The sequence below is a fragment of the Rudaea sp. 3F27F6 genome, from assembly GCF_005503555.1.
Classification (GTDB): Bacteria; Pseudomonadota; Gammaproteobacteria; order Xanthomonadales; family Rhodanobacteraceae; genus Rudaea.
The window spans coordinates 227853-251765 of record NZ_SCNG01000006.1 but is presented as its reverse complement, the minus strand read 5'-3'; the positions used below and the strand labels follow the sequence as shown (position 1 = coordinate 251765).

17 protein-coding genes are annotated in these 23913 nt (G+C 64.2%); 9 read left to right on the top strand and 8 right to left on the bottom strand.

The features are described from left to right. Nucleotides 1–182 precede the first annotated feature (182 nt). From FFS30_RS20870 to FFS30_RS20855, 4 genes are all read right to left on the bottom strand, one after another. Nucleotides 183–1283 carry an AraC family transcriptional regulator gene (locus FFS30_RS20870; protein ID WP_137915122.1) on the bottom strand — a complete coding sequence of 367 codons (1101 nt, stop codon included), beginning with the start codon at nt 1281–1283 and terminating at the stop codon, nt 183–185. Nucleotides 1284–1333: 50 nt separating this feature from the next. Beyond that, nucleotides 1334–2845 carry a CehA/McbA family metallohydrolase gene (locus FFS30_RS20865; protein WP_249352571.1) on the bottom strand — a complete coding sequence of 504 codons (1512 nt, stop codon included), beginning with the start codon at nt 2843–2845 and terminating at the stop codon, nt 1334–1336. An 8-nt stretch (nt 2846–2853) separates the two neighbouring features. Further along, nucleotides 2854–4002 carry a phosphatidylinositol-specific phospholipase C1-like protein gene (locus FFS30_RS20860; protein WP_249352570.1) on the bottom strand — a complete coding sequence of 383 codons (1149 nt, stop codon included), beginning with the start codon at nt 4000–4002 and terminating at the stop codon, nt 2854–2856. Nucleotides 4003–4253: 251 nt separating this feature from the next. Further along, entirely contained in the window at nt 4254–6833 is a 2580-nt protein-coding gene (locus FFS30_RS20855) for a TonB-dependent receptor (RefSeq protein WP_137915121.1), read from the bottom strand. 246 nt (nt 6834–7079) lie between these two features. Here FFS30_RS20855 and FFS30_RS20850 point away from each other — a divergent pair, with 246 nt between their 5' ends. Continuing rightward, the gene (locus FFS30_RS20850) at nt 7080–7856 is read left to right on the top strand and encodes a hypothetical protein (protein WP_171014768.1); all 777 of its coding nucleotides are present in this window, start codon (nt 7080–7082) and stop codon (nt 7854–7856) included. 112 nt (nt 7857–7968) lie between these two features. Here FFS30_RS20850 and FFS30_RS20845 read toward each other — a convergent pair whose 3' ends face one another. Next, nucleotides 7969–9915: a DUF5054 domain-containing protein gene (locus FFS30_RS20845; protein ID WP_137915119.1), complete on the bottom strand. Its 1947-nt coding sequence runs from the start codon at nt 9913–9915 to the stop codon at nt 7969–7971. 304 nt (nt 9916–10219) lie between these two features. Between FFS30_RS20845 and FFS30_RS20840 the strand changes: the two genes are divergently transcribed. The 6 genes from FFS30_RS20840 to FFS30_RS20815 all read left to right on the top strand — a co-directional run bounded on the left by FFS30_RS20840 (nt 10220) and on the right by FFS30_RS20815 (nt 16734). Continuing rightward, nucleotides 10220–11647: an extracellular solute-binding protein gene (locus FFS30_RS20840; RefSeq protein WP_137915118.1), complete on the top strand. Its 1428-nt coding sequence runs from the start codon at nt 10220–10222 to the stop codon at nt 11645–11647. 172 nt (nt 11648–11819) lie between these two features. After that, nucleotides 11820–12743, top strand: coding sequence for a sugar ABC transporter permease (locus FFS30_RS20835; RefSeq protein WP_249352569.1), 924 nt, complete (start codon nt 11820–11822; stop codon nt 12741–12743). Continuing rightward, nucleotides 12740–13564 (top strand): carbohydrate ABC transporter permease, encoded by an 825-nt coding sequence (locus tag FFS30_RS20830; protein WP_137915116.1) that lies wholly within the window; start codon nt 12740–12742, stop codon nt 13562–13564. Before FFS30_RS20835 ends, FFS30_RS20830 begins: the two co-directional genes overlap by 4 nt. An 8-nt stretch (nt 13565–13572) precedes the next feature. Then, complete coding sequence (locus FFS30_RS20825; RefSeq protein WP_137915115.1) at nt 13573–14670, top strand: ABC transporter ATP-binding protein; 1098 nt, start codon at nt 13573–13575, stop codon at nt 14668–14670. Nucleotides 14671–14791: 121 nt separating this feature from the next. Next, nucleotides 14792–15658: a TIM barrel protein gene (locus FFS30_RS20820; protein WP_171014767.1), complete on the top strand. Its 867-nt coding sequence runs from the start codon at nt 14792–14794 to the stop codon at nt 15656–15658. After that, complete coding sequence (locus tag FFS30_RS20815; protein WP_137915113.1) at nt 15655–16734, top strand: Gfo/Idh/MocA family oxidoreductase; 1080 nt, start codon at nt 15655–15657, stop codon at nt 16732–16734. The genes FFS30_RS20820 and FFS30_RS20815 overlap by 4 nt, the downstream gene beginning before the upstream one ends. A gap of 148 nt (nt 16735–16882) precedes the next feature. Here FFS30_RS20815 and iolB read toward each other — a convergent pair whose 3' ends face one another. The 3 genes from iolB to iolC form a co-directional block, all read right to left on the bottom strand. Next, the gene (gene iolB / locus FFS30_RS20810) at nt 16883–17680 is read right to left on the bottom strand and encodes a 5-deoxy-glucuronate isomerase (protein WP_137915112.1); all 798 of its coding nucleotides are present in this window, start codon (nt 17678–17680) and stop codon (nt 16883–16885) included. Then, entirely contained in the window at nt 17677–19557 is a 1881-nt protein-coding gene (gene iolD, locus FFS30_RS20805) for a 3D-(3,5/4)-trihydroxycyclohexane-1,2-dione acylhydrolase (decyclizing) (RefSeq protein ID WP_137915111.1), read from the bottom strand. Before iolD ends, iolB begins: the two co-directional genes overlap by 4 nt. A 100-nt stretch (nt 19558–19657) precedes the next feature. Beyond that, nucleotides 19658–21706 carry a 5-dehydro-2-deoxygluconokinase gene (gene iolC / locus FFS30_RS20800; RefSeq protein WP_137915110.1) on the bottom strand — a complete coding sequence of 683 codons (2049 nt, stop codon included), beginning with the start codon at nt 21704–21706 and terminating at the stop codon, nt 19658–19660. A 190-nt stretch (nt 21707–21896) separates the two neighbouring features. Here iolC and FFS30_RS20795 point away from each other — a divergent pair, with 190 nt between their 5' ends. Together FFS30_RS20795 and iolG are read left to right on the top strand one after the other, a co-directional pair. Further along, the gene (locus tag FFS30_RS20795) at nt 21897–22763 is read left to right on the top strand and encodes a MurR/RpiR family transcriptional regulator (RefSeq protein WP_249352568.1); all 867 of its coding nucleotides are present in this window, start codon (nt 21897–21899) and stop codon (nt 22761–22763) included. 5 nt (nt 22764–22768) lie between these two features. Beyond that, complete coding sequence (iolG, locus tag FFS30_RS20790) at nt 22769–23758, top strand: inositol 2-dehydrogenase (RefSeq protein WP_137915109.1); 990 nt, start codon at nt 22769–22771, stop codon at nt 23756–23758. Nucleotides 23759–23913: the final 155 nt, after the last annotated feature.

Genomic DNA, 23913 nt, shown 5'->3' with positions numbered 1-23913 from the left:
TTGACGATAGGGGGCGAGGGGCCATCTTGGGGGGTAAATCGGTCATCGTCGAATGGCCGTTTGCGCCACGCAGCTCGCCGAGCCCGTTCTCGAAACGCAGCGAGAGACGGGCGAGATAGCTGGGGATTCCGGGCACCGTCGGCGCGCAGATCATCGAGCGCAGTGGTTTTGCCCGCAGGTTCTCATTCCAGCGGGCCGGCGAGATGCCGCATCGCGGTCGGTGCCGCACCGGTCCAGCGTTTGAAGGCGCGGCGGAATTCGCGTGCGTCGGAGTAACCGACTTCGCTGCCGATATCGGCGACGCTCAACGCGCCGGCGCTGAGCAGTTCGAGCGCGCGCTCGGTGCGCAACTGATCGTGGATGTCGCGATAGACGCGTCCCGCCGCGGCGAGATGGCGGCGCAGCGTGCGCTCGGAGAGATTCAGGTGCGACGCGACTTCGCTGAGCGTCGGATGTTCGGCAAGGCGGCGGCGCAGGATGCGCTCGACCGAGGCGACGATCTCGCTCTGACGCTTGATCTGCGCGGCCTGCTCGCGGCAGATCGCCAGCGCCTGCTGTGCGCTGACCGGATGATGTGTCGGCAGACGCATCTCGAGCCAGCGCGCGCCGACGACGAGGCGGTTGCGGCTCGCGCCGAAGCGCGGTTCGCAGTCGAACAGCTTGCGGTACTCGCCCGCATGCGGCGGTGCCGGGTAGGTGAGCTCGAGCCGCTCGGGCTTGAACGCGGGTCCGACTATGCTGCGCGCGAGCTGCAGCGTGCTTGCGAACAATTCTTCGCAGAGGAAAACCAGAATCTCCTCGTCGGGAAATCTCGGCCGCACCACAAGCGCCACATCGCGTTCATTCGGATGCTCAAGCTCCGCGTCCATCAGCGCGCCGGTAATGTCGGCGAATTCGAGGCCGATCGATACGGCGTCGCCGAACGTGCGCGCGGTCATCATCGCCAGACCCATGACGCCGAACGTGCCGCTCGATTGGTGCGCACCGACCTCGAGGCCGAAGCCGCTGCGCGGCACCGAGCGCAACGCGCGCTTGATGATGATGCTCGCCTGCCGGTACGACACGCGCACCGACGCGTCGTCGATCTGCGCGCGCGTGATGCCGAGACCGGCGAGCCAGGGTTCGACCGCAAGCCCTTCCGCATCGGCGAGCTGCGCGATCACGGCGAGAATCGTCGTCGGGATAACCGCGGCGGTATAGCGCGCATCGGCATGCTGATGCCGCGTCGTCTTGGTCGCGGCGGTCGGATGCTTCGCGCTGGCGATGGTGCGGGCTGGCGTCATCCGCGCGATGGTAGCGACTTGCATCGCGCAAGTCGCGACGCGCTGCGCCATCAGTGCACGGCGGAAACCGTGTTGAAGTTCACATAGACAGGATTGCCGACCAGTACGAGCTTGCCGTCGGCGCCGCGCACATTCGCGCGCAGCCAGTGGCGCTGGCCGTCACCGCTCCAGGTGAAGGCGAAGGTTTGTGCGGCGGTGGCGATCTTGGGTTGATCGATCACATTGGCGAGTTTGCCGTCGATCAGGATCTCGACGCTGCCGCCGGCGGCGTTGGCGGTCTTTACCGAGAAATCCACTTTGGCGTTTTGCGCTACGGCGATCACGTCGCCCATCTCGGCGTCGACGTTGCCGATTTTCGCGGTGAACTCCAGATGCTTGTCCTTGCTGCCGAACACGTCGACGAAGACGTGCCCCGCGCGCAGCGCATCGAGCACGGCGCGCTGTGACAGGTTGGCGGCATGCACCACCGTGGTCGGCGTGCCGATGCCGACATGGCCGCGGCTTTCGCCCCATTGTTTGGCGTTGTGATCGTCGCTGCCGCCGACCGCGGTGAGGCGGAAGCCTTTGTCGAGACGTGCCTGCCAGAACGGAATACCTGAGATCAGCGTGTCGGCGTCGTTGCCGTTGACGACTTCGATGCCCTGGACGAGGCGCATGTCGACTTCGGGTTCCGCGGTCCAGCCGCAGCCCATGCAGACTTCGCCCGAGAGACGGATCGGGTGGTTGATCGAAACGAAACCGCCGAGCTTTGCCGCATTGCGCAGCAGGGCGTTCCAGTCGGGCACCTCGGCGCTGCCGACGCGAAAATCGAGCGGCACCCAGGTGCCTAGCAGATTGGCGTGTCCGGTGAACGTGGTCAGCTCGCGGCCCGGAAGCAGCAACAGGCGATCGAAATACGGCTGCAGCTCGCGCACCGCATTCGCCTGCGTCACCGTGTTGTGGTCGGACAACGCAATGAAGTCGAGGCCGCGTTCAGCGGCAGTCTGCGCGCTGAGGAACAGCGGGCAGGGGACCTTGCCCTTGCCGCTCTGCGGCGTGCACGAGCCGTCGCTGTGCGCGCCGTGCATGTGCAGATCGCCGCGGTACCAGCCCGATTCGGCGCGCAGCGGTGCATCGAGCAGGTCGGGAATTTTTCCGTTTCTGGAAAAGTAGACTTTCGCGGTGAATTCGGCATGCGCGTTTTCGCGGATGTTCGGAATGCCAAGCAGCAGGTTCCAACGGCCCGGCGTGATCGGGCCGGGCACGTAGGATGGCGTTGCGTCGGTTGCGGACACGGTGTAGCGGCTCTTGTTGCCGCCGCTCCAGCCGCGGAACGCGTTGTTCTTGAAACCGCCGGGGCCGAGCAGGCCGAGATCGATCGTGGTTTTTTCCTCGCGGCCGGTATAGGCGAAATCGACCGTGATGCGATCGACGCCGGCCGGCACGTCGAACGGCACGAGTTTGTAGGTCTGGTTGTCCTTGCCGCTGAGCTTGCCGGTCAGGGTTAGATCGGGCTTGTCGCCGCCCTCGGCGTGGACGACGGACGCAAACAGGGCAAACAGCAGGAAAGTATAGAATTTCACTTTGTCGTTCACTCGATCGGAATGCCCGCGCATTTCTCCGCCGCGCGCACGGGATTGCAGCGCGCAATCGCGCCGCCGTCGAAGCGCACGCGGTAAGAGCCGAAGCGCGAGTCGGGCTCGAAATAGTCGGTCGATATGTATTGTGCGCCGCTCGCGAACGCGGTGTCTCGGCGCTTGGTGTCACCGCTGCGCGCCTCGACGGTGTCGGCATCGGCGCGCGTGCGTACGAGCAGGCCCGCGGCGACGTCGGCGTGGATGCGTGCCGTATCAGCAAGCGGATCGTTGAGCGTGATATAGCCGGCCGCAGGCGAATCTTCCTTGATCGTCGGGAACATCGCGCGGCCTTCGAGCGAAGCGCGCGTGCCGCGATACAGCGCGACCTTGTCGTCGCTCTCGTCGAGCACGAACAGCACGCGTCCGCGTGCGCGGCCGAGGCTCGGCCAGTTGTTCGCGTGCACGGCTTCGCGCAAGGTCGGATACTTGCCCTGCACCTCGTCGGGCGTGATCAGTTGCGCCGGTTTGAACACGCTGCGGATCTCCGCGTCGAGCCGGTCGAACGCGGCCGTGTCGAACTTCAGTGCCGGCACGGAGCCGGGCCCGAGTTTGCCGTCCTTCGCGTTGATCAGAATCATGATCGGCAGATGGCGCGGATATGCAGCCGACCAGGTGCGGATCGCGCTCAGGCAGGCGACGAAAGTGACGCAGTTCGAGCGGAAATCGATATCGGCGAGGTGCATGACCTTGAAGCCGGGCTTGGCCATCAGCGCGGCCTGCGCGGGCGGCCACGGCGGCGTCGCGTAGCCCTGGCGCAGCGCGCCGGGCGGATGCAGCCAGCGGCCGCCTTCGGGATCGTCCCAAACGTCGAGTTCGAGCTGACGGATGCCAAGATCGAGCTGTTCGCGGAGCGGACGATGGCCGTAGTCGAGACCGTCGGCACCGTGCGCGTCATGCGCCTTGTGCGCGGCGAATTCCTCGGGCGGCATATGCAGCTTATAGCTATTGTGGGTGCCGATCACCTGGACATCGTTGAGGCGCAGATTGTGGTCCATCCACGCGCGTGTGCAGGCTTCGCCGCCGGCCTTGGCCGCGTTGGCTGCGGAGAGATCGCAGCCGTTGTCGGCGGCGCAAGCCGAGTGTGAGAACAACGCAGCGCTCAAGCAGAGCACGGCGAGGACAGCGTTGGCGACGGAGAGAACAGGTAGCCTTGAGCGCAGACGCGAGGATGAGCTGCGATGGCTGATCGCCGGAAGAACCGGGCTGCCGGTCCGGGTATCGTGAGAAGCGAGAGAACAGTCGATCACGGGGACATCCAGCGCATCCCTGCGATTTCGACCCCGGCCGTCCGTGCCGGGGGCAGCATCGTTTCGGAACGCCGGGCCGCCGCAGCGGCGGCCGGCGTCTTAGTTGATCAGAACTTGTACATCACCGACACGCGATAAGTGCGGCCGAGCAGCGGACGTGCGAGGAAGGTATTCGCCAGCGGATTGTTGTTGGCGAGTTCGCCCGCGCGCGGATTGCCTTCGGTGAGGCCCTGCGAGTTGTTGATATTGTCGACGTAGCCGAACACGGTCCAGCGGTCGTCGACCTGGTAGCTCGCGCTGCCGTTGTAGGTCTTGTACGAGGGCAGGCGCACCGTATTGGCCGCATCGACGTAGCGCGCGCCTTCGTACTCGGCGCTGACCTGCAGGCGCAGCTTGCCGTCGAGCAGGTTCAGGCCCGGCACGATGCGGATGCTGTTCTTCGGTACGCGGATCAATTGATTGTCGCTGTAGTTGAACGCGACCGGCTTGCCGTTGACGTTGTTGTACCCGAGGAAGTTTTTGTACTTCGGATCTTCGATCGTCGCGTTGAAGGTGATGTCGAACCAGTCGACCGGATAGATGCCGCCTTCGAGTTCGAGGCCGTAGGTCTTGGTGTTGGCGTAGATGGTCTGGTTCGGTCCCGGCACGTTCGGATTGTTCGGGTCGAACACCACCGTGGAGAAGCCGACGTTGTTGTACTTGGTGTAGAAGCCCGTCGCGTACAACTCGAGCCAGCGATTGGCGAACTTGTAGCCGATTTCGCCGAGGTCCATGGTCTGGATGATCGGCGTGGCGAACGGATTGTCGATGTACGAACTCACGTTCGGCAGACGGAAGGCCTTGGTCCAGCGCGCGAACGCGCCGGAACGCTCGTCGAACTGATAGTTCGCACCGAGCGTCCAGCCGACCTTGTTGAAGTCGCGATCGAAGCGCAGGAACTGGCCGGTGCCGGTGAGCACCTGCGAATTCGGGAAGCCGCCACCGTAGTTGACCTTCTGCTTGACCTCGTTCGATCCGTTGAACTCGACGCGCTCGTAGCGCGCGCCGCCGTCGATGCGCAGGCGGTCGCTGACTTGCCACTCATCGCTGAAGTACACCGCGTTCGTGGTCTGGCTGCCGCCGGCGTTGGCCCACTCGTAGCCGTTCTGATAGATGCCGTTCTGGGTGACGCTGCCGAGCACGTTGCCGTTCGCGTCGACCGCAACCAGGTCGAGCAGGCGCGCGTTGTTCTGCACGTCGAGCAGCACGGTCGAGGAATAGCGGTCGAACTTCAAATTGACGTGGGCGAGGTAGTAGCCGAGGGTGAAGTCGTGCTGGCCGCCGAAGTCGAACTTGGTCGAGACGCGCGCGTCGTTGAGGATCTCGTCGGTCGGCGACGTCACGCTGCGCAGGCCGCCGATGATCGCGAGGCCGTTGCCGTTCTGGTTGGCGAGGTCGAAATAGGTCGACGGCGAATCGACGTAGCGCAGGCGCAGTCCCGAAGCACCGGGGAACAGCGATAGCGGGCTCGGTTTGGCAGCGAGCGCGGTGTTGATGATGCCCTGGCCCGAGTTGAGCTGGTTCGGGAACATGCCGTTGCGCACGGTGTTGGTATCGCTCATGCGCAGGCTGTCGCTGAATTTCCAGTTGTCGCCGAATTCCTGCTCGAACTTCCACGTCGCCTGAGTGCGATGCACCTGGGTGCCGGTGTCGTTGGTATAGGAGTAGGGCTTGCCGTTCGGGCCGGTCAGCGTAATGTGGTTCGTCTCGGGGCCGGCGACGGTGCCGTAGTTGCCGTCGAAGCCCGGCACCGCTTTAATCTTGCCGTCGGGATACGTGCGCATCGGGATGCCGAGGTCGAAGTACACCGTATCGACCAAGCGTTTCAGATCGAAGCTGAACTTGCCGGTATCCCACTCTTTCGAGATCGTCGCGCGCAATTGGCCGCCGCGGTCCGCGGTGTAGCCCGGATCGCGGATGCCGTCGTCCTTGCGATAGAAACCACCGATCGAGAATTTCCAGCCGTCGCCGAACGGCGTGCCGTACCAGAAATCGCCGCGGTTGAGGCCGTAGTCGCCGACCGTGTACTTGAACAGGCCCGACGCCTCGTTGCCGACCTGGCGTGGAATGTAGTTGACCGCGCCGGCCGGCGCGTTCGAGTAGAACAGCGACGACGGACCGCCGCGCACGACTTCAATGCCGTCGATCGTTTCGTCGAGACGGAACGCCTGGTCACCGTTGAGATAGCCGAGCGACGGATCATGCTGGATCGGCAGGCCGTCTTCGAGCAGGTTGATCGAGCCGAAACCGTCGACCGGAATGCCGCGCGCACGCACGTTGCCGCTCGCTTCGCCGCCGGTCGCCTCAACCCAGAATCCCGGCACTGACTTGAGCGACTCGGTCACGCTGGTCGGGGCCTGCAGGCGCAGACGCTCCTCGCTGATCGTCGTGATCGAATAGCTGGTCTGCTCCTTGGTGCGCGCGTCCACGCCGGCACGCCCGGTGACGACGACCGCTTCCATGCTCTGCGTCTTCTTCGCATCGGCCGTGGTGATGGCCGGTGCATCGGACGGCGCAGCCTGCGCGTCCGCCGCCGCGGGATTCGGATCGGCCGGCGCGGCCGCGGTTTCAGCGGCGTGGCCGGCCGCGCCGAGAAAGCACGACAGCGCAAGCACGCTGGACAAGGTCAGGATTCGGTATTGGCACATAGACGACTCTCCGCAGATGGATAGGCTTCGCAACGAGGGGAGGAGATGAGCGTGTGGTGCGCGTCCGTGACGCTGGACGAGCATAGGTACCCTGAAACTCTATTGCAATTTGCATTGCAACAATGTTTCAAGTAGAACAAAAATTCTATTCGCGCGCGTGACTCCACCCCAACGCTGCCGCTCGGCAGCGTTGCGCTGGGCGGGAATCTAGCTGGGTTTTATGTCGTGGGAATGTCAGGTTGCGTGTTGTTTTTTGCGGTTGTTCCACGTGCGTTCGTTGCGCGGTGGCCGTTCTTCGTGTGGTCAGTAGTGTGGCGTGATCCCTCGCGCGCGGCTTTGCTCTTTTTGCTCGTCATTCCTGCGGAAGCAGGGCTTTCAACAGCCGTAGGGCTGGTCATCCAGCTCTTCTTTGCCCGCATTGCTCTTTGTTCGTCATTCCCGCGTGCTCTTAGCGGGAATCCAGTGACTTTAGCTTTTGTTTTTGTTGGTTTAAGAGCCAAGGCTTCCACTCGTCCTGCGGACGAGCGGGTTACTTTCTTTGCTTGCCCAAAGAAAGTAACCAAAGAAATGCACCCCGGGAGCCGCGCCGCCTACGGCGGTCCGCGAGGTCATGCCGGGGTTCGCTCGATGGACATCCTGTCCATTCGCGAACTCGCGCGCATCCTGCGCGCGACCCTAACGGGCGAATCCGTCATGCCCTCGCCGCGGCTGACAGGGACCCGAGATCAAGAGCAAAAAGAGCAAAAAGAGCAAAAAGAGCAAAAAGAGCAAAAAGAGCAAAAAGAGCAAAAAGAGCAAAAAGAGCAAGAGCCAAGCGCGGGGTGCCTAGCTCTTGCTCTGCTTTGGCGCGTACGATGCGCGCTGCTGTGGCTTCTCCGGGTCCCCATTACATTGCGGCGGCAGCGGACGAAAAGGCCTGTGAGGGTCGGCGCGATGGATCGCGCCGATTCCGCTATTGCACACGGATGTGCAATTAGCGGAACCCGGCCGCTGACGCGAACCCGGAGCGCAGGATGCGCGTAGGGCGCAATGTTCTGGGGGGTGTTTCTTTGGTGACTTTCTTTGCACAAGCAAAGAAAGTTACCCGCTCGTCCGCAGGACGAGTGGAAGCTCTAGCCCTTAAGCGGAAGCAACATCAAGACAGCGCGAGATCAAACCGAAAGCGCAACGTCCCCTCACACCACATCGGAAAGTTGGTGCCCCACTTGTTGTTGTGCAGATTGCAGCGGATGCCCGAAGAAAAATCGGGCGCAACAGGCGCGAACGACATAAAGGCGGCATCGGCCGGCGCGAACAGCGGTGAATCGAGAGGCGTGATCTGCAACGTTGCGCCGGAGTCGAGGCGCGCACGTATGCCGGCAGCGGCATGCAGAGCACCGCCGCCGTTACTCACGACATCGCCAGCCGGCAGCCATAGGCCAAGTTTATGCAGATGCCAGTCGCGGGCGCCGCTCGGCATAAACGTGAGAAAGCTCGCCTCAGGCATGCGGTTGGACGGCTTCTCGTGCAGCACGAGTTCGAGACGCAGGCGCGTCGCGTCGATCGGACGCAACGTGAGTGTGACGCGTTTCGGTGCACCGAGCGTTTCGCACGCGGCGGATGGAGTCTGCAGGTGCAGCACAGCACGTTGCGAGTTTGATTCGACGCCGAGCAGGCACGTACCGCGTCGCGCCGACTGCGCGGTCTGCGCGCGTTCGAGTCCGGGCTTGCCGTGATCGAGCAGGGCCCAGCGCACGCGATCGGTGAGGTAGGTGCGCATATGCTCGGCGACGTCGTTCGCGTCGTAGCTTTCGTAGACGTAGCGGATCAGATCGTCGCCCTCGACGCGGAGGCCGTTTGATGAGGTGAGACTCATCACGGCGCCCGATATTGGCTCGATTGCGACACGCCAGCCGCCGAGCTCCATTTCTCCCGCTATTTCAACCGGTGCCGGTGAAGGTGTTTCGTCGTTGTGTTCGGCAGCTTCAGTGAGTGCTGCCTGTGCCAGCGCGCGGTCGTCGGCATCGAGCGCTTCGACTGCCGTATCGAGATAGGCGCGCTGCTCGTTCCACGACGACTCGCAAAATGCGAAGCGTGGATCGTCGTGCCGAGCGCGCTCGAAATCGGCACGATCCCAATGCGTTTCGTCGCGCAGGAAGGTCTTGATGTCGACGCCCCAGGTATGTTCGGGCACGAGGCAGAGGCGGCGGCCGAACGCGCTGCGCTGCGCGCTCAGGCCTTCTTCGTCGAAGCGATCGTAGAGCCGTTGCAGGGCAAGGAAGCGAGAAACTTTGACCGGATCGGTACCGACGCCGTGGATCCACGAATCGCCGATCTCTTTTTCGATCAACGGAAAGCGCTCGCGCAGCGGCCACAGGCTTTCGGCGAAGGCGTCGAGCGTCGAAGCACGGATCTCGGCATCGGGAAATTCGTCGCGCAGGTCGCGGTGGCAGTCGATCGCCTGGCCGACGCTCTGCGGGCCGACGTTGTCGTTGGTATGGGCGAAGCTCAGGGCCACGTCGCTGCCGTCGACGAAATGCGTCGAGCCGTAGCTTTTCTGATAGGTGACGAGGATTTCTTCGCCGCCCGGCGCGCGCCAGCGGAACAGGTCGGGCACGTCGGGCGGCGTCGACGCGGAGTTCACGCCGATGTGCAGGAATTTGATTCCGGCGCGCGCCAGCAGCGGCACGATACCGAGTGTGTGGCCCGGTACGTCGGTCATCTTCGCAGCGACGGTCTTCACGTCGAAGCGGCGATCGAGATCCTGCGCATAGGAGAGCCCGGCGCGAAACAGCGCGGGCGACATCAATTCGGTGTGGGTGGTGAACGGCAGCGCATGCCAGCGAATGATGCCGCGGTCGATCGCGCGTTCGAGGCGGCGCACGCGTTCGGGCGGCTGCGTTTCTAGATGATCCCAGATCAACCAGGCGCCCGTGGTCCAGACGAATAGGCGCTGCGCCGCGTCTTCATGCAGGAAATGCTCGCCCGTATCGAGCGCGGCGGGGATAAAGACGTTGTGATACTGCTGTCGCACGCGTTCGGCAAGCTGGGTGAAGCCGATATCGAGATGCGTTTTGAAGACGAGGTGAATGGTGGATTTCATGGTGGCCTGTCGTGTCGCCTCTTGCGCTTGCGCAGAAGCTGCGGCGAAGTCGGTCCGCAGCCGAAGTCGCGTCGTGGCGCTGGGTAGAGTAGCGTTGGCAGCGATGCGTAGAGTTTTTTCCCGCCGGCTCCCCGGGCAGCATTCCTTGCAGCGGAAAAATGCGCACCGCGAAAGCGTGTCTAGGATTTATTGATTTGGAATTTGTATTCCAAAAAATTCAATTTTGCAATGCAAATTGCGAAAACCTTCGGGCATGCTTAAGCTCGGCTTCCGAATCTCGTTTTCGCCTCAGCCAAGAATAGCAATGCCGGCGACGCATCACACCCGCAGCTTGCAGCGCGCCTCGACAGTGCGCCGCTGTCTGTGCGCGCTCGCGGCATGGTGCTTCGGTATCGCCTTGGCGGCGAACGCGTCGGCGGCCCAGGTCGAACTGTCGATCGCCTGCCGCTGCGTCGAGGGTGGCGTGAACGGCGCCGAGGCGCGCTGGCTCAAGCAGTATGTGATTCCCGAATACGTCGCCGCAGCCAGGGCGCAGGGCCGTGACGTCGCGGTGCGCCTGCGCGAATTCGCTGGCAGCGCGGAACAGATGTCGCAGCAGCTCGCGCTCGACTTCGCCACCGCGCAGGGCGCCGATCTCGCCGAGTTCGACGGCTTCCAGATTCCGGGTTTCGTCGATGCCGGCCTGCTCAAGCCGCTCGCCGAAACCGCCGGGCCCGAAGCCGATGCGTGGGAAGGCTGGTCGCATATCCCGGACAGCGCGCAGGCACTCGTGCGCTTTCGCGGCAAGCGCTACGGCGTGCCCGAGCAGACCGACGTGCGCATGATCTTCTATCGGCGCGATCTGTTCCGTCGCGCCGGGCTCGACGCCGACCATTGGCAGCCGCGCTCGTGGGGCGATCTGCTCGATGCGGCACGCAAACTGAAAGCGCTCGATCCGAAGAGTTTCCCGCTGCAGATCAATGCCGGCGTTGCGATGGGCGAGGCGACGACGATGCAGGGCTATCTGATGCTGCTGGCCGGCACCGGCGAGGAACTGCGTGACGACACCGGGCGCTGGATCGTGAGCAGTGCGAACATTCTCGGCGTACTCGATTTCTACAAAACGGTCTATCGCGACGAGCAACTCGGCGAAGCGCGCACGCAGCGCCTGGTCAGCGGGCGCAACCGCAGCTTCACCGACTTCCAGCGCGGCAAGAGCGCGATCCTGATCGAGAGCAATTGGTTCTATTACACCGCGATCGATCCGCAAGGCGATTTCCCGATCGCCGATCGAGACGCCGTGGTCGGTTGGGCGAAGATGCCGGCGCGTGCGCCGGGCGGCGGCGTGCGCGCGCAGGATTTCGTCAGCGTGTCGGGCGGCAACAGCTTCGTGCTCAATCCGCATTCAAAGCATCCGCGCGAGGCGTGGTCCTTGCTCGCCTTCATGAACTCGGCGCCGGCGCTGCGCAATTATCAGGAATACAACGAGCATCTCTGCGTGCGCGACGACGTGCTGCCGCCGCGCTCGCAGTTCCTGCGCGACAGCGGACGCGAACTGCTGCCGTTGACGACGATACGGCCGATCGACGCCGACTATGAAAAGGTCTCGGCCGAGATTCAACGCATGACCGAAAGCGTGATTGCCGGGAAACTCACGCCACGCGCGGCGATGGGCGAGTACGCGGCCGCGGTGAAGCAGATCGTCGGTACCGATCGCACGATCGCGTTCGATTTGCGAGGTGCGGCACCGTGACCAATGGGCGCAAGGCCGTTCGCACCGTGCATAGCCGCGAAGCGGCGAAGTCGAAGTGGCGTAGTCGGCTTCTCCCCCGGATCGAAGTCCGGGGCAGGCTTCGCGCCTGCGGCGCTACGCTCGGCTCGAACGGCTTTTTATGGTCGAGCGCCGAACGTGCAAGGGGCGAGTCGTGATTTCTCAGCGCGGCGCTAATGTGTCCTCGCGCACCGGCATTGCCTTTATGACTCCGGCGGGCCTGCTGATCGGCCTGTTTGTCGTCTTCCCGTTCTTCTGGATCATCGCGGTCAGCTTCACCAATCGCAGCCTGCTCGGCGTGAACGCGCTGCATCCGCAGTTCGTCGGTCTGAAGAATTATCTCGACCTGTTCGATCCGGCGACGTTTTGGAGTCAGGGTGGCTTCGGTCCCTCGCTGTGGTTGACGATCCAGTTCGTCGTGTTCTCGGCTTTACTCGGCCAAGTGCTGCTCGGCCTCGTCCTTGCGTGGATTTCGCGCGAGCTGTCGCCGCGGGCGAAATCGCTGCTGCAGGGCATCGTGATGCTGGCGTGGATACTGCCCGACGTGGTCGTCGGCTTCGCCTGGTTCGCCTATCTCGACCGCGATGCAGGCACGCTCAATCAGTTGCTGCACGGCCTGAATTTTCCGGCCGCCGATTTCCTGATCGAGCACCCGTTTCTGACCATCTGCCTGTTCAACGCCTGGCGCGGCGCGGCGTTCTCAATGATGCTGTTCGATGCCGCGCTGCAATCGATTCCGCCGAGCTACCTCGAAACCGCCGATGTCGCGGGCGCGAGTTCGTGGCAGAAATTCCGCGACATCGTGCTGCCGCTGATCCGCGGCCATATCGTCACCGATCTGATCCTGATCACGATGTGGACGTTCAACGTGTTTACGCCATTCCTGTTGACCGCAGGCGGGCCGTCGTTCGAGACCGACATTCTGCCGATCTACACGTATCGCATCGCGTTCAAGAGCTTCGAGTTCGGCAATGGCGCGGCGATCGGCGTGATCGTCATGCTGATCAACCTCGCGTTTTCGCTGTTCTATCTGCGCCTCGCCCAGCGCGGTCTGCGTGCTAAGGGGAAGGGCACATGAATCGCCGCACCCTGTTTTCGCGCATGGCTTTCAGTGTCGGCGCCGCACTGCTTGGCGCTGCGTTCGCGCTGCCACTGATCTGGTTCGTGTTCGCGCCGTTCAATGCGCAGGCCGATCTCGACCTTGCCATGCCGAAGCCGCCGACGCTGACGAACTTCGCGCGCGTGTTCGCCAACCGCGCCGCGGTCGGCGCACTGCTGAATTCGTTACTGCAGGCGTTCGGCACGGTGTTGCTCGTGGCGACGACGGCGACACTCGCGGCCTATGCGCTCGCGCGCACCGCATTGCGCGGCAAGCGCGTGATCGAATACGTGCTGCTGCTGTTTTCCTCGGTCGTTTCCGGCTCGGCGGCGATGGTGCCGATCTTCCTGATCGTCAATGCGCTCGGCCTGATCGACACCCAAGTCGCGGTGATCCTCGTCTTCACCGGTGGCTTGTTGCCGACGGCGATGTTCATCCTGCGCGATTTCATCGCGAGCATTCCGCGCGGCTACGAGGAATCGGCGCTCGTCGCCGGCGCCTCGCCATGGCGCGCTTTTGTCGATGTGGTCGTGCCGGTGCTGCGTCCGGGCGTCACCATTGCGGCGGTCTGGGCCTTCGTCCAGGTCTGGGGCGGATTTCTGATTCCGTTCGTGCTCCTGCGCAGCGAGCAGCGCATGCCCGCGTCGGTCGAAATCTATTCGTTCTACTCGCAGGCAGGCACGCCGATCGTGCCGCTGCTCGCGGCGTACTCGGTACTGTATTCGCTGCCGGTGATCGCGCTGTACTGGTACGTCAACCGCAAATACGGATTCCGCTTCTTCGGCGGGATCAAGTCCTAAGGGCATTCATGGCTTCGATCCAACTCGACAAGATCGGCAAGAGCTACGGGGCGATCGACACGATCCGCGAGATCGATCTTGCCATCGGCGATGGTGAATTCGTCTGCCTGCTCGGCCCTTCCGGCTGCGGCAAGACGACGACCTTGCGCATGATCGCCGGGCTCGAACAGCCGACGCGCGGCGGCATCCGCATCGGCGGCCGCGACGTGACTCATGCGCAGCCGAAGGATCGCAATATCGGCATGGTGTTCCAGGACTATGCCCTGTATCCGCACATGACGATTGCCGACAACATCGCCTATCCGCTCAAGGTGCGCGGCGTGGCGGCGGACGCACGCCGCGCGCAGGCGCGCGAGGTCGCCGACGTGCTGCATATCGCCGATCTGCTCGACCGCCTGCCGGCGCAGATTTCGGGCGGCCAGCAGCAGCGGACTTCGCTTGCGCGCGCGCTGGTCCATCCGGCCGATGCGTTTTTGTTCGACGAGCCGCTGTCGAATCTCGACGCGCGCATGCGCGTGGAGGCGAGGGCATTCCTCTATCACCTGCAGCGCAGCCGCGGCATGACCGCGGTTTACGTGACCCACGACCAGGCCGAAGCGATGGCCTTGTCCACGCGTATCGCAGTGATGTGCGCGGGCGATATCGTGCAGTACGCGCCGCCGCTGGAGATTTATCGCCGACCGGCAACGACCTTCGTCGCCGGTTTCGTCGGCGATCCGCCGATGAACCTGATCGCCGCGCAGGCGACGCGCACGCAAGCTGGCATCGCGTTGCGCGCCGGCGGACTGGAGATGGCGCCGATCGCGAGCTGGCCGGCGCTCGATCTCGCACTTGAACGCGGTGACCGCATCACCGTCGGGGTGCGCCCCGAACATCTGCGCATCGCTGCGGGCGACGGCAATCGCCTGCGCGGCAAGTTGTTCGCCAACGAGGCGATGGGGCCGGAAAGCCTCGTCACGCTTTGCCTTGACGATGGCGTGCGCATCACTGCGCGCGTGTTCGGCGATGCGCCGGTACGCATCGACGGCGACGCGGTGTTCGCATTCGATGCGGCGCGAGTCACGCTGTTCGATGCACAAGGAAACAGAATCGACGGCCAAAACTAGAGCACCGTCATTCCAGCGAACGCTGGAATCCAGCTCTTCCCCAGATTGACGGCAGAGCTGGATCCCAGCTTTCGCTGGGATGACGAACAAAGACCTATTCAACAACCAAGGCAACACGACCATGTTATCGATCGGCAACGCCCCTTGTTCCTGGGGTATCTACTATCCCAAAGACAACCGCTACACGCCCGAGCAGTATCTCGATCAGGTACGCGCGGCGGGCTACGCGACGACCGAGCTCGGTCCTCTCGGCTTTCTGCCGACCGACGCGACGCAGCTCAAGAACGCGCTCGACTCGCGCGCGCTCAAACTCACGGGCGCAACGCATGTGCACACACTCGCCGATCCGTCCACGCACGACGCGCTGCTCGCCACCGTCGAGCAGCTCGGCAAGCTGGTCAGCGACGCCGGTTCGAAGCACGTCGTCATCATGGACGAGGGCAACTGGTATCCGTCCGGCCGCCGCGGCGTGGTCGACGAGGCCGGTTGGAAAACCGTGGTCGGCATGGTGCGCGACGCGCAGCAGTGTCTTGCCGGTGAGTACGGCATCGCGATGACGTTTCATCCGCATCTCGGCACCTGCGTCGAGCGCGAAGCGCAGATCGACCGTTTGCTCCAGGACACCGAAGTCAATCTCTGCTTCGATACGGGCCATCATGCCGCCTGGGGGCAGGACCCGGCGGCCTACATGCGCAAGGTCTGGCCGCGCATCGGTTACGTGCATTTCAAGAGCATCGACGCCGGCGTGCGTGCGCGTTTGCTGCGCGGCGAAATCGACACCGCGCAGGCGTCGGCAGCTGGCATCTTCGCGCCGCTGACCGACGGTGCGGTGAACATGGCCGAAGTCATGGGCCTACTCGCCGAGAAGGCCTATGCCGGACCGTGCATCATCGAACAGGATTGGAGTCCGACGCAGACGGAAGAGCCGGTGGTGCTCGCGCGCAAGAACCTCGAGTACCTCCAGTCCTTGAGCGGAGGTGCGCAATGACCATCCGAGTCGGACTGATCGGCCTCGGCGAAGTCGCCCAGCTTATGCACCTGCCGCTGCTCGCGGACGATGCGCGCTATCGCATCGTCGCGGTCAACGACGTATCGCCGAGCCTCACGGCGCACGTCGCGCAGCGTTACGGCGCGCGCGCGCATGCCGATGCGGACGCGTTGTTGAGCGACAAGGAGGTCGATGCGGTTTTCATTCTGACGCCCGATCATCTCCATGCTGATCTGCTTGCGCGCTCGCTCGACGCGGACAAGCACGTGTTCATCGAAAAGCCGGTGTGCCTCAATGTCGAGCAGTTGTTGCCACTGCTGCCGCGGGCGAGCGACTACAAAAAGACGATCTTCGTCGGCTATATGCGCCGCTACGCGCGGCCGTTCCTCGAACTCAAAAAACGCATGCCGGCGCGGAGTGAAGTCCAGCATGTGCGTGTGCGCGATTTGATCTGCGAGGCGCCGTTCTTCGTCGCGCAGACGCGCCCGGTGTTCAAGCCGAACGACGTGCCGCAGGCCGTGATCGACGCGGGCAGGGCGCGCACGCAGACAATGCTGCGCGCTGTCGTCGGCGCCGATGCGCCCGCGGCGGTCGTGCGTGGTTACCAAGTGCTGACCGGGTTGTCTTCACACAGCTTTTCGGCAATGCGCGAGCTGCTCGGCACACCGCGCGTGTTCGCCGCGCGTCAGCGCAACGGCGGCGAAGCGATCGCGGTGTTGTTCGACTACGGCCACTTCACTGCGGTGTACGAAGCGGTGACGAACCATATCGCGCGCTTCGACTCGGGTATCGACGTGCTCTGCGATCGCGCCATGTTTCGCATCAATTACGACACGCCGTATGTCCGCCATCTGCCGACGCGATTGGAGATCACGCGCTCGGGAGACCACGAGACGACGACCGAAACGATCGGACCGTTCCACGAAGACCCGTTCCGCGGCGAGCTCGATGCGTTCCATGATGCGGTGTTCAACGGTGCCCCGGTGAAGACGACGCTCGAAGATTCGCTCGACGATCTCAAGCTGTTTGCGCAGATCGGGAAGTTGTTCGCCGAGGAAGCTCGATCCGCTTCATAGGTTCTTCTTCCCTTCTCCCCCGCGGGAGAAGGTGCCCGAAGGGCGGATGAGGGGAAGGCGTTGCAAACTGAAATGGCGTTTCAAGTTTGTGAAGCTATTCCCTCATCCGGCGCTGCCGCGCCACCTTCTCCCGGTGGGAGAAGGGAAGCTATAGCTTCAGCATCCACTCGTGCGCCGGATCGTTGCGCATGCGCCATTCGCGCCGCGGTCCGGCCATAACGTTGAGGTAATAGCCGCGGTAGCCGTGCGGCATCACCACCGGGTGGTAGCCGCGCGGCACGAGGACGACGTCGTGGTCGTGCGGCGCCATCGTCTCGTCGAGATCGCCCGCATCGGTGTAGACGCGCTGAAAGGCGAAACCCTGCGGCGGGTCGATGCGGTGGTAGTAGATTTCTTCCAGCTGCGTTTCGCGCGGCGGATCGTCGGCATCGTGCTTGTGCGGCGGGTAGCTCGACGAATGCGCCGCCGGCGTGCGGACTTCGACGACGAGCAGGGACTCGGCGTCTTCGCTCTGCGGCAGCACATCGCAGATGTAGCGTTCGTTGCTGCCCGTGCCGCGTGTCGAACGCGGCATCGCCGCAGGCTCGATGATGCGCGCCGGGTATCGGCCCGTGGCCGGCGCGCTCGCGAGGGCGAGCTCCACTGCATCGCAGGCGCGCAGGCGAACCGAGCTACGTGGCGGCAGATACAAAGCATGCGGCGGCTGCGCATCGAATACGCTGGCGCGGCCGCCGAAGCGTTCGCGGCGTAGCGCTCCGGTGTCGAAATCGATTGCGCCGCGCAGGACGGCAAGACAGGTTTCGCGGTCCTCGGCGACGTCGATCTGAAGCTCTTCGCCGGCAGCGAGGTGCCAGGCGTCGAAGCCGACATGGCGCCAGCCGGCCGATTGCGGCGTGATACGGACGAGATGGGAGGCGTCGCGTTGCGCTTTGACGAGAAGACTCATGGATTTTCGCCTCCGTCGCGTTTGCGCAGTGCGGCTGCATAGGCGTCGCGCGCGTCACGCACGGACGCGCGCGACGAGACCTCGGGCACGGCCACGTCCCACCAGCTCCCGCCTTCGCGCGTACTGCGATGCGGATCGGTGCGGAGCGAGATCACGTAAGTGCTCTTTGCCGCGCGTGCGCGCGTCATCGCTTGTTCGAGCCCGGCGATATCGTCGACATGTTCGGCCGCGGCGCCGAGCGCGCGCGCATGCGCGGCGAAATCGATCGCCGGCGCGCCGGCGGCGACGGTCGCGCAATCTTCGTCGACGAGATTGTTGAACGGCGCGCTGCCGCAGGCGCGCTGCAGGCGGCCGATGCAGCCGAAGCCGCGATTGTCGAGCACGACGACGATCAGCTTACGGCCGAGCATGACCGAGGTCGCGATTTCGGAATTGAGCATCAGATAGCTGCCGTCGCCGACCATGACGATGACCTCGCGCTCCGGTTTGGCCATCTTTACGCCCAAGCCGCCGGCAATTTCGTAGCCCATGCACGAGTAGCCGTATTCGACGTGATAGCCGCCCGGTGTGCGCGTGCGCCAGAGCTTGATCAGTTCGCCGGGCAGTCCGCCGGCTGCGCAGACGACGATGTCGTGGTCTGCGGAATCGGGCGAGGAACGCTGCACGGTGCCGATCACGTCGGCTTCGTAGGGCAGTTCGCCCGGCGCAAAGTCGCGCGCCGAAGTGAGGCGTTCGACGGTGGCGCGCCATTCATCGCCGAGCGAAGCGGCGCGATTGCGCCATTCCGCCGCAGCGCGCCAGCCCGACAAGGCGAAGGCCAGCGCTTCGAGCCCGGCCGTCGCATCGGCCGCGATTGCTAGGGCGGAGTTTTTCTCTGCATCGTAGGCGTTGACGTTGAGGGTGACGAGTCGCGCTTGTGCGAACAGCGCGTTCGATCCCGTGGTGAAATCGGCGAGACGCGTGCCGACGGCGAGCACGAGATCGGCTTCGGCAAAAAGCGCGTTCGCCGCGGTGCTGCCGCAAACGCCGACCGGGCCGAGCTGCAAGGGATGATCGAACGGCAAGCTGCCCTTGCCGGCCTGGGTTTCGGCGACGGGGATTCCATGGCGCTCGGCGAAGCCACGCAACGTGCTCGCCGCTTCACCGTAGAGCACGCCGCCGCCGGCAACGATAAGCGGGCGCTGCGCCAGCGACAGCGCATCGGCGGCGATGGCAATCTGCTCGGGCGACGGCACCGTTGCCGGCGCGGAGATGATGCGTGGTTCGAAGAACGCTGTGGGGAAGTCGAACGCTTGCGCTTGCACGTCCTGTGGTAGCGCGAATGTGACCGGCCCGCACTGCGCGGGATCGGTCAGCACGCGTATCGCGCGCGGAAGTGCGGTCAACAATTGCGACGGCGCGACGATGCGATCGAAATAGCGCGAGACCGGTTTGAAGCAATCGTTGACGCTGACCGTGCCGTCGGCGAAGTCTTCCATTTGCTGCAGCACCGGATCGGGCGCGCGCGAGACGAACACGTCGCCGGGCAGGAACAACACGGGCAGGCGATTGACGTGGGCGAGCGCGGCGGCCGTGACGAGGTTAGTCGCGCCAGGGCCGATCGAAGTGGTCACCGCCATCATGCGCTTGCGCATCTGCGCTTTCGCGTAGGCGATTGCGGTGTGCGCCATCGCCTGTTCGTTGTGCGCGCGATAGGTCGGCAGCGCGTCACGGTGCTCGTACAGTGCTTCGCCGAGCGCGGCGACGTTGCCGTGGCCGAAAATCGCGAAGGCACCGACGAACAGCGGCACGATCTCGCCATCGATGCGCACTTGCTGTGCGGCGAGATAGCGCACGAGCGCCTGCGCCATTGTCAGTCGGATCGTCGGTCTGTTCATTTCGATCCAGAGAAGAAGAGCGTTTGCCACGGATTGCGCGGATGAACACGGATAGAGCAGGAGCAAAGCTCGATCAAATTTTTTTTTGCTTGATCCGTGTTCATCCGTGTAATCCGTGGCCAAAATTTCTTTTTGTTTCCACCGGTGCAGGACCCGCGACATTGTCTCGCGCCGCGCGCCAAAGCGCAGCGAGTTCGCACTGGTTCGCGTGCACGCGCGCGACGAGTGCGTCGTCGTCGATCTCGCCGGCGAACCATGCGCGCGCCGGTTCGGCGAACACGCTGCGGCCCACGGCGAAGCCGCGGCAGGTCGCGCTGCCGGCCGCGGCGGCAAAGCCGGCGGCGAGTTCGGGGTAGGGTGCGTCGGCGCCGAGCAGGAGCACGCCGCGGCACCACGGATCGCTATGTGTAATGAGAGCGTCGAGTGCCGGCCAGTCGGCGGCGGCGAGTGGCGCGAGCTTCCACCATTCGGGTTTGATGCCGGCCGCGTAGATGCGTTCGATCGCGCGCAGGACCAGATCGCCGCGCTGCGCCGCCGGAGCATGCGCCGGTGCGATGACTTCGATGAGAAGTTCATGGCCGCTCGCGCAAGCGGCGGCGTAGAGCGTGCGCAACTGCCGTTCTTGCTCGGCGCGCAGAGTCGCGTCGTCCGGATCGAAGACGATAAGACATTTGATCGTATGTTCCTGCGGCCAGGTGACGAGCTGCGTGCCGATCGAGGCGCCGTGCTCGAAGGCGAGCGGCGTCGTGTCGGGCAGTTCGGCTGGACGGCCGATCCACCAGCGGCGCCCGCTTGCGGCGTTGAGCGCGTCCTGGCCGTGGCGGTCGTCGATCAGCACGCCGATATGGCCGGCGAGGTCCAAGGCCGCCTCGGTCTGCTCGGTGGCGCGCAGCAGCAGGTTTTTCAGCACGGGCAGGCGGGCCGCGGCGTCGGCGCCGTGGCGCCGCGCGGTTTCCTCCAATGCGCTGCGATGGTCGAAGGCGAATACGTGCAAATCCTCCCAGTGCGGGCGCGCCACGCTGACGCGATGCAGATGCGCGAGTTCGGCATCGGTGGCGATGTCATAGGCGCGCGCTTTTTGCGCATTCGGCGTGAAACGAAGTTCACGCGCATCGCCTTCGATCTTTCCGGTTTGGCGCAGAAAATATTCGAGTTCGGCTCGGCTCGGCATCGCCGGCGCGCAGCCGTGGCGGGAAACGACGATCGCGCCGCAGGCGTTCGCATAGGCGCAGCAGGTTTCGATCGGCTGGTCGCGCAGCCAGCCGTAAAGAAAGCCGGCCATAAAGGCGTCGCCGGCACCGAGCACGTTGAGTACGTCGACTTTCGGCGCGGCGACGAGCGGTGCCTCTTCGATCCGCGCCGGGATCTCCGCATCGATTGCATTGCAGCCGAGCGCGCCGCGTTTGATGACGAGCAGTGCGTCGCTCGCGGCGCGGACGTTGCGCAGCGCGTCGATCAAATCGTCGGCGCCGCCGGCAATGCGGAACTCTTCCTCGGTGCCGACGATCAGGTCGAACCGGGCCAGCACGTCGCGCAGATGGTCGGTCACGGCCGCATTGGCGACGAAGCGCGTCGCGCCGTCGCTGCGCGGCGCGAGGCCCCAGAGCACCGGGCGGTAGTCGATGTCGAGGACGCGACGCAGACCGTGCTTGCGCGCGAGATCCAGCGCCTTGAGGCAGGCGGCGAGCGTGCCCGGTGTGGACAGATGCGTGCCGGTGATCGCGAGCGCACGCGCCGAGGCGATGTGCGCCTCGACGATGTCGTCGGTCGACAACGCCATATCGGCGCAGTTCTCGCGGTGGAACAGCAACGGGAACGTGTCGCGATCCTTGATACCGAGCAGGACGAAGGCGGTCAGGCGATCGGGATCGACGTGCAACTGCGATGTATCGCAGCCTTCGCGCGCGAGCGTTTCGACGAGGAAACGACCCATCTGGTCGTTGCCGACGCGGCTCAGCATCGACGATTTGAGGCCGAGGCGTGCGCTGCCGAATGCGGCATTGCCCGAGGAGCCGCCGAGATAGCGGGCGAAGCTCGTCGCGTCTTCGAGGCGAGCACCGATCTGCTGCGCATAGAGGTCAACGGCGACGCGCCCGAGGAAGATGGCGTCGAGGGGCCGCGCGACGGCGGCGGAGATACGATCTGTCATGCGCGTATCGTAGGCTTGCGGAGGTGCGCGTCAGATGAAGGAGAATAGGGCCTGTTCGCAGTCTTTGCAATTCGTATTGCATTAAATAGAAATATGGAATTTTTATTCCATATGTTGCAGACTGCGCCAAGCCGCATTTAACGATACGCCGAATAACATCGGACAACGCGCCCAACCGAGGAGCCTGCCTTTGGCCGTCAGCAATGCCGTGGATCAGTTCATGCAGCGCGTCGCCGACGAGTTCGAGTCGCTGCCGCGCCAACTGCAAGGGGTCGCGCGCTATCTGGAGCAGCATCGGTCGAGCATCATGCTGCAGAAGGTCAATGACATCGCCGAAGGTTCCAACGTGCATCCTTCGGCCGTCGTACGTTTCGCCCAGCGTTTCGGCTACACCGGCTTCAGCGAGATGCAGGCCGTGTTCCGCGACGCGTTTCGCGAGCGCACCGAACCGTCCGGCAGTTATCAACACCGTATCCGCCGCGTCATCGCCGAGCGGCCGGAAAAACTCGACGAGACTCAGATCGCACGCAGTTTCATCGACGCCTGCCGCGTCGGCCTCGACGAACTGGTGGAGCGTTTCGATCCAGCGCGTTTCCACGCCGCGGTCGATGTGCTCGCGTCGGCCGAGCACATCTATATCGTCGCGGTGCGGCGCTCGTTCGCGATCGCGAGCTACATCGCCTATGCGCTCGGCCATACGCAGAAACGTGTGCACCTGGTCGACGGACTCGGCGGCATGCACCGCGAGCAGATTCACAGCATCGGCAAGGGCGATGCGCTGATCGCGATCAGTTTCCCGCCTTACGGCAAGGAGACGCTGTTCTGCACGCGTCTCGCGCGCCAGCGCAAGGCCAAGGTGATTGCGATCAGCGAGTCCGATCTGGGACCGCTCGCCGCGCATGCCAATGTATTGCTCAAGGTCGACGAGGGCAGCGTGTTCGCGTTCCGCGCGCTGACCAGCACGATCTGTCTGTGTCAGGCCTTGTTCGTGGCGCTGGCGTATCGCCTCGAATTGAAGCCGAACGAGGCGGCCCACAGCGGTGATTTTGATGCGTGAAGGTCATGACTGAAATCGCCTTGTTCGGCGCGGGCCGAATCGGCCGCATTCATGCGGGCAATCTTTCGGCGCAGGCCGGGCTGCGGCTGCGTTATGTCGTCGATGTGAATCCAGCCGCGGCTGCCGAATTGGCCGCGGCGCACGGCGCCGGTGCCGCGGACGTCGAGCAGGCTTTGGCCGATCCGACCGTTGCCGCGGTGGTGATCGCGGCGAGCACGGCGACGCACGCCGAGCTGATTTCGCGCGCGGCGCGCGCGGGCAAAGCGATCTTTTGCGAGAAGCCGGTGGCTTCGGATCTCGACGGCGCGCAGGCTTGTGCCGAAGCCGTGGCCAGCGCGGGCGTGCCGTGCATGATCGGTTTCCAGCGGCGCTTCGATCCGACCTTTGCCGCGCTGAAACGCCGCCTCGACGTGGGCGAGATCGGCGCGCCCGAAGTCGTGGTCTTGACGAGCCGCGATCCAGGACCGCCGCCGCTCGACTATCTCAAGCAGTCGGGTGGCGTGTTCAAGGACATGCTGATCCACGACTTCGACGTCTGCCGTTGGCTCGTCGCCGACGAAATCGTCGAGATTTACGCCACCGGCGCCTGCCTGAGCGACGGCGCGCGTGCGGCGGGCGATCTCGACACCGCCGCGGTGACGTTGCGCTCGCGCAGCGGCCGGCTCTGCACGATCAACACGTCGCGGCATGCGGCCTACGGTTACGACCAGCGCATCGAGGTGCTCGGCAGCGCCGGCATGCTGCAGGCGGGCAATCATCGTCCGACCGAGGTGACGGCGTCGCTCGCCGATGCGGTCCGCGCCGACGTGCCGGAGCCGTTCTTTCTCGAACGCTATCGCCGCGCCTATGCGATCGAGATGGCGCATTTCGCCGAGGTGCTGGCCGGCAGATCACAGCCTACGCCGAGCTTGAACGACGGCATCAGGGCGCTCGAACTGGCCGAACTCGCAACGCGATCCTGGCGCGAAGGGCGCGTGTTGAGCTGCGCGATCTGAAAATTCCCATTGCGCAAACCGCGCGAGCCGCGGTCGTGTGCATCTTCATTTCACGAGGATGACGCGCTTTCTTAATTTGCGACTTCCGACACACTATTGATAATTGATTAGTGCGACGAATCACACTAATCTGCGCGTGTTACAGGGGCACGCCC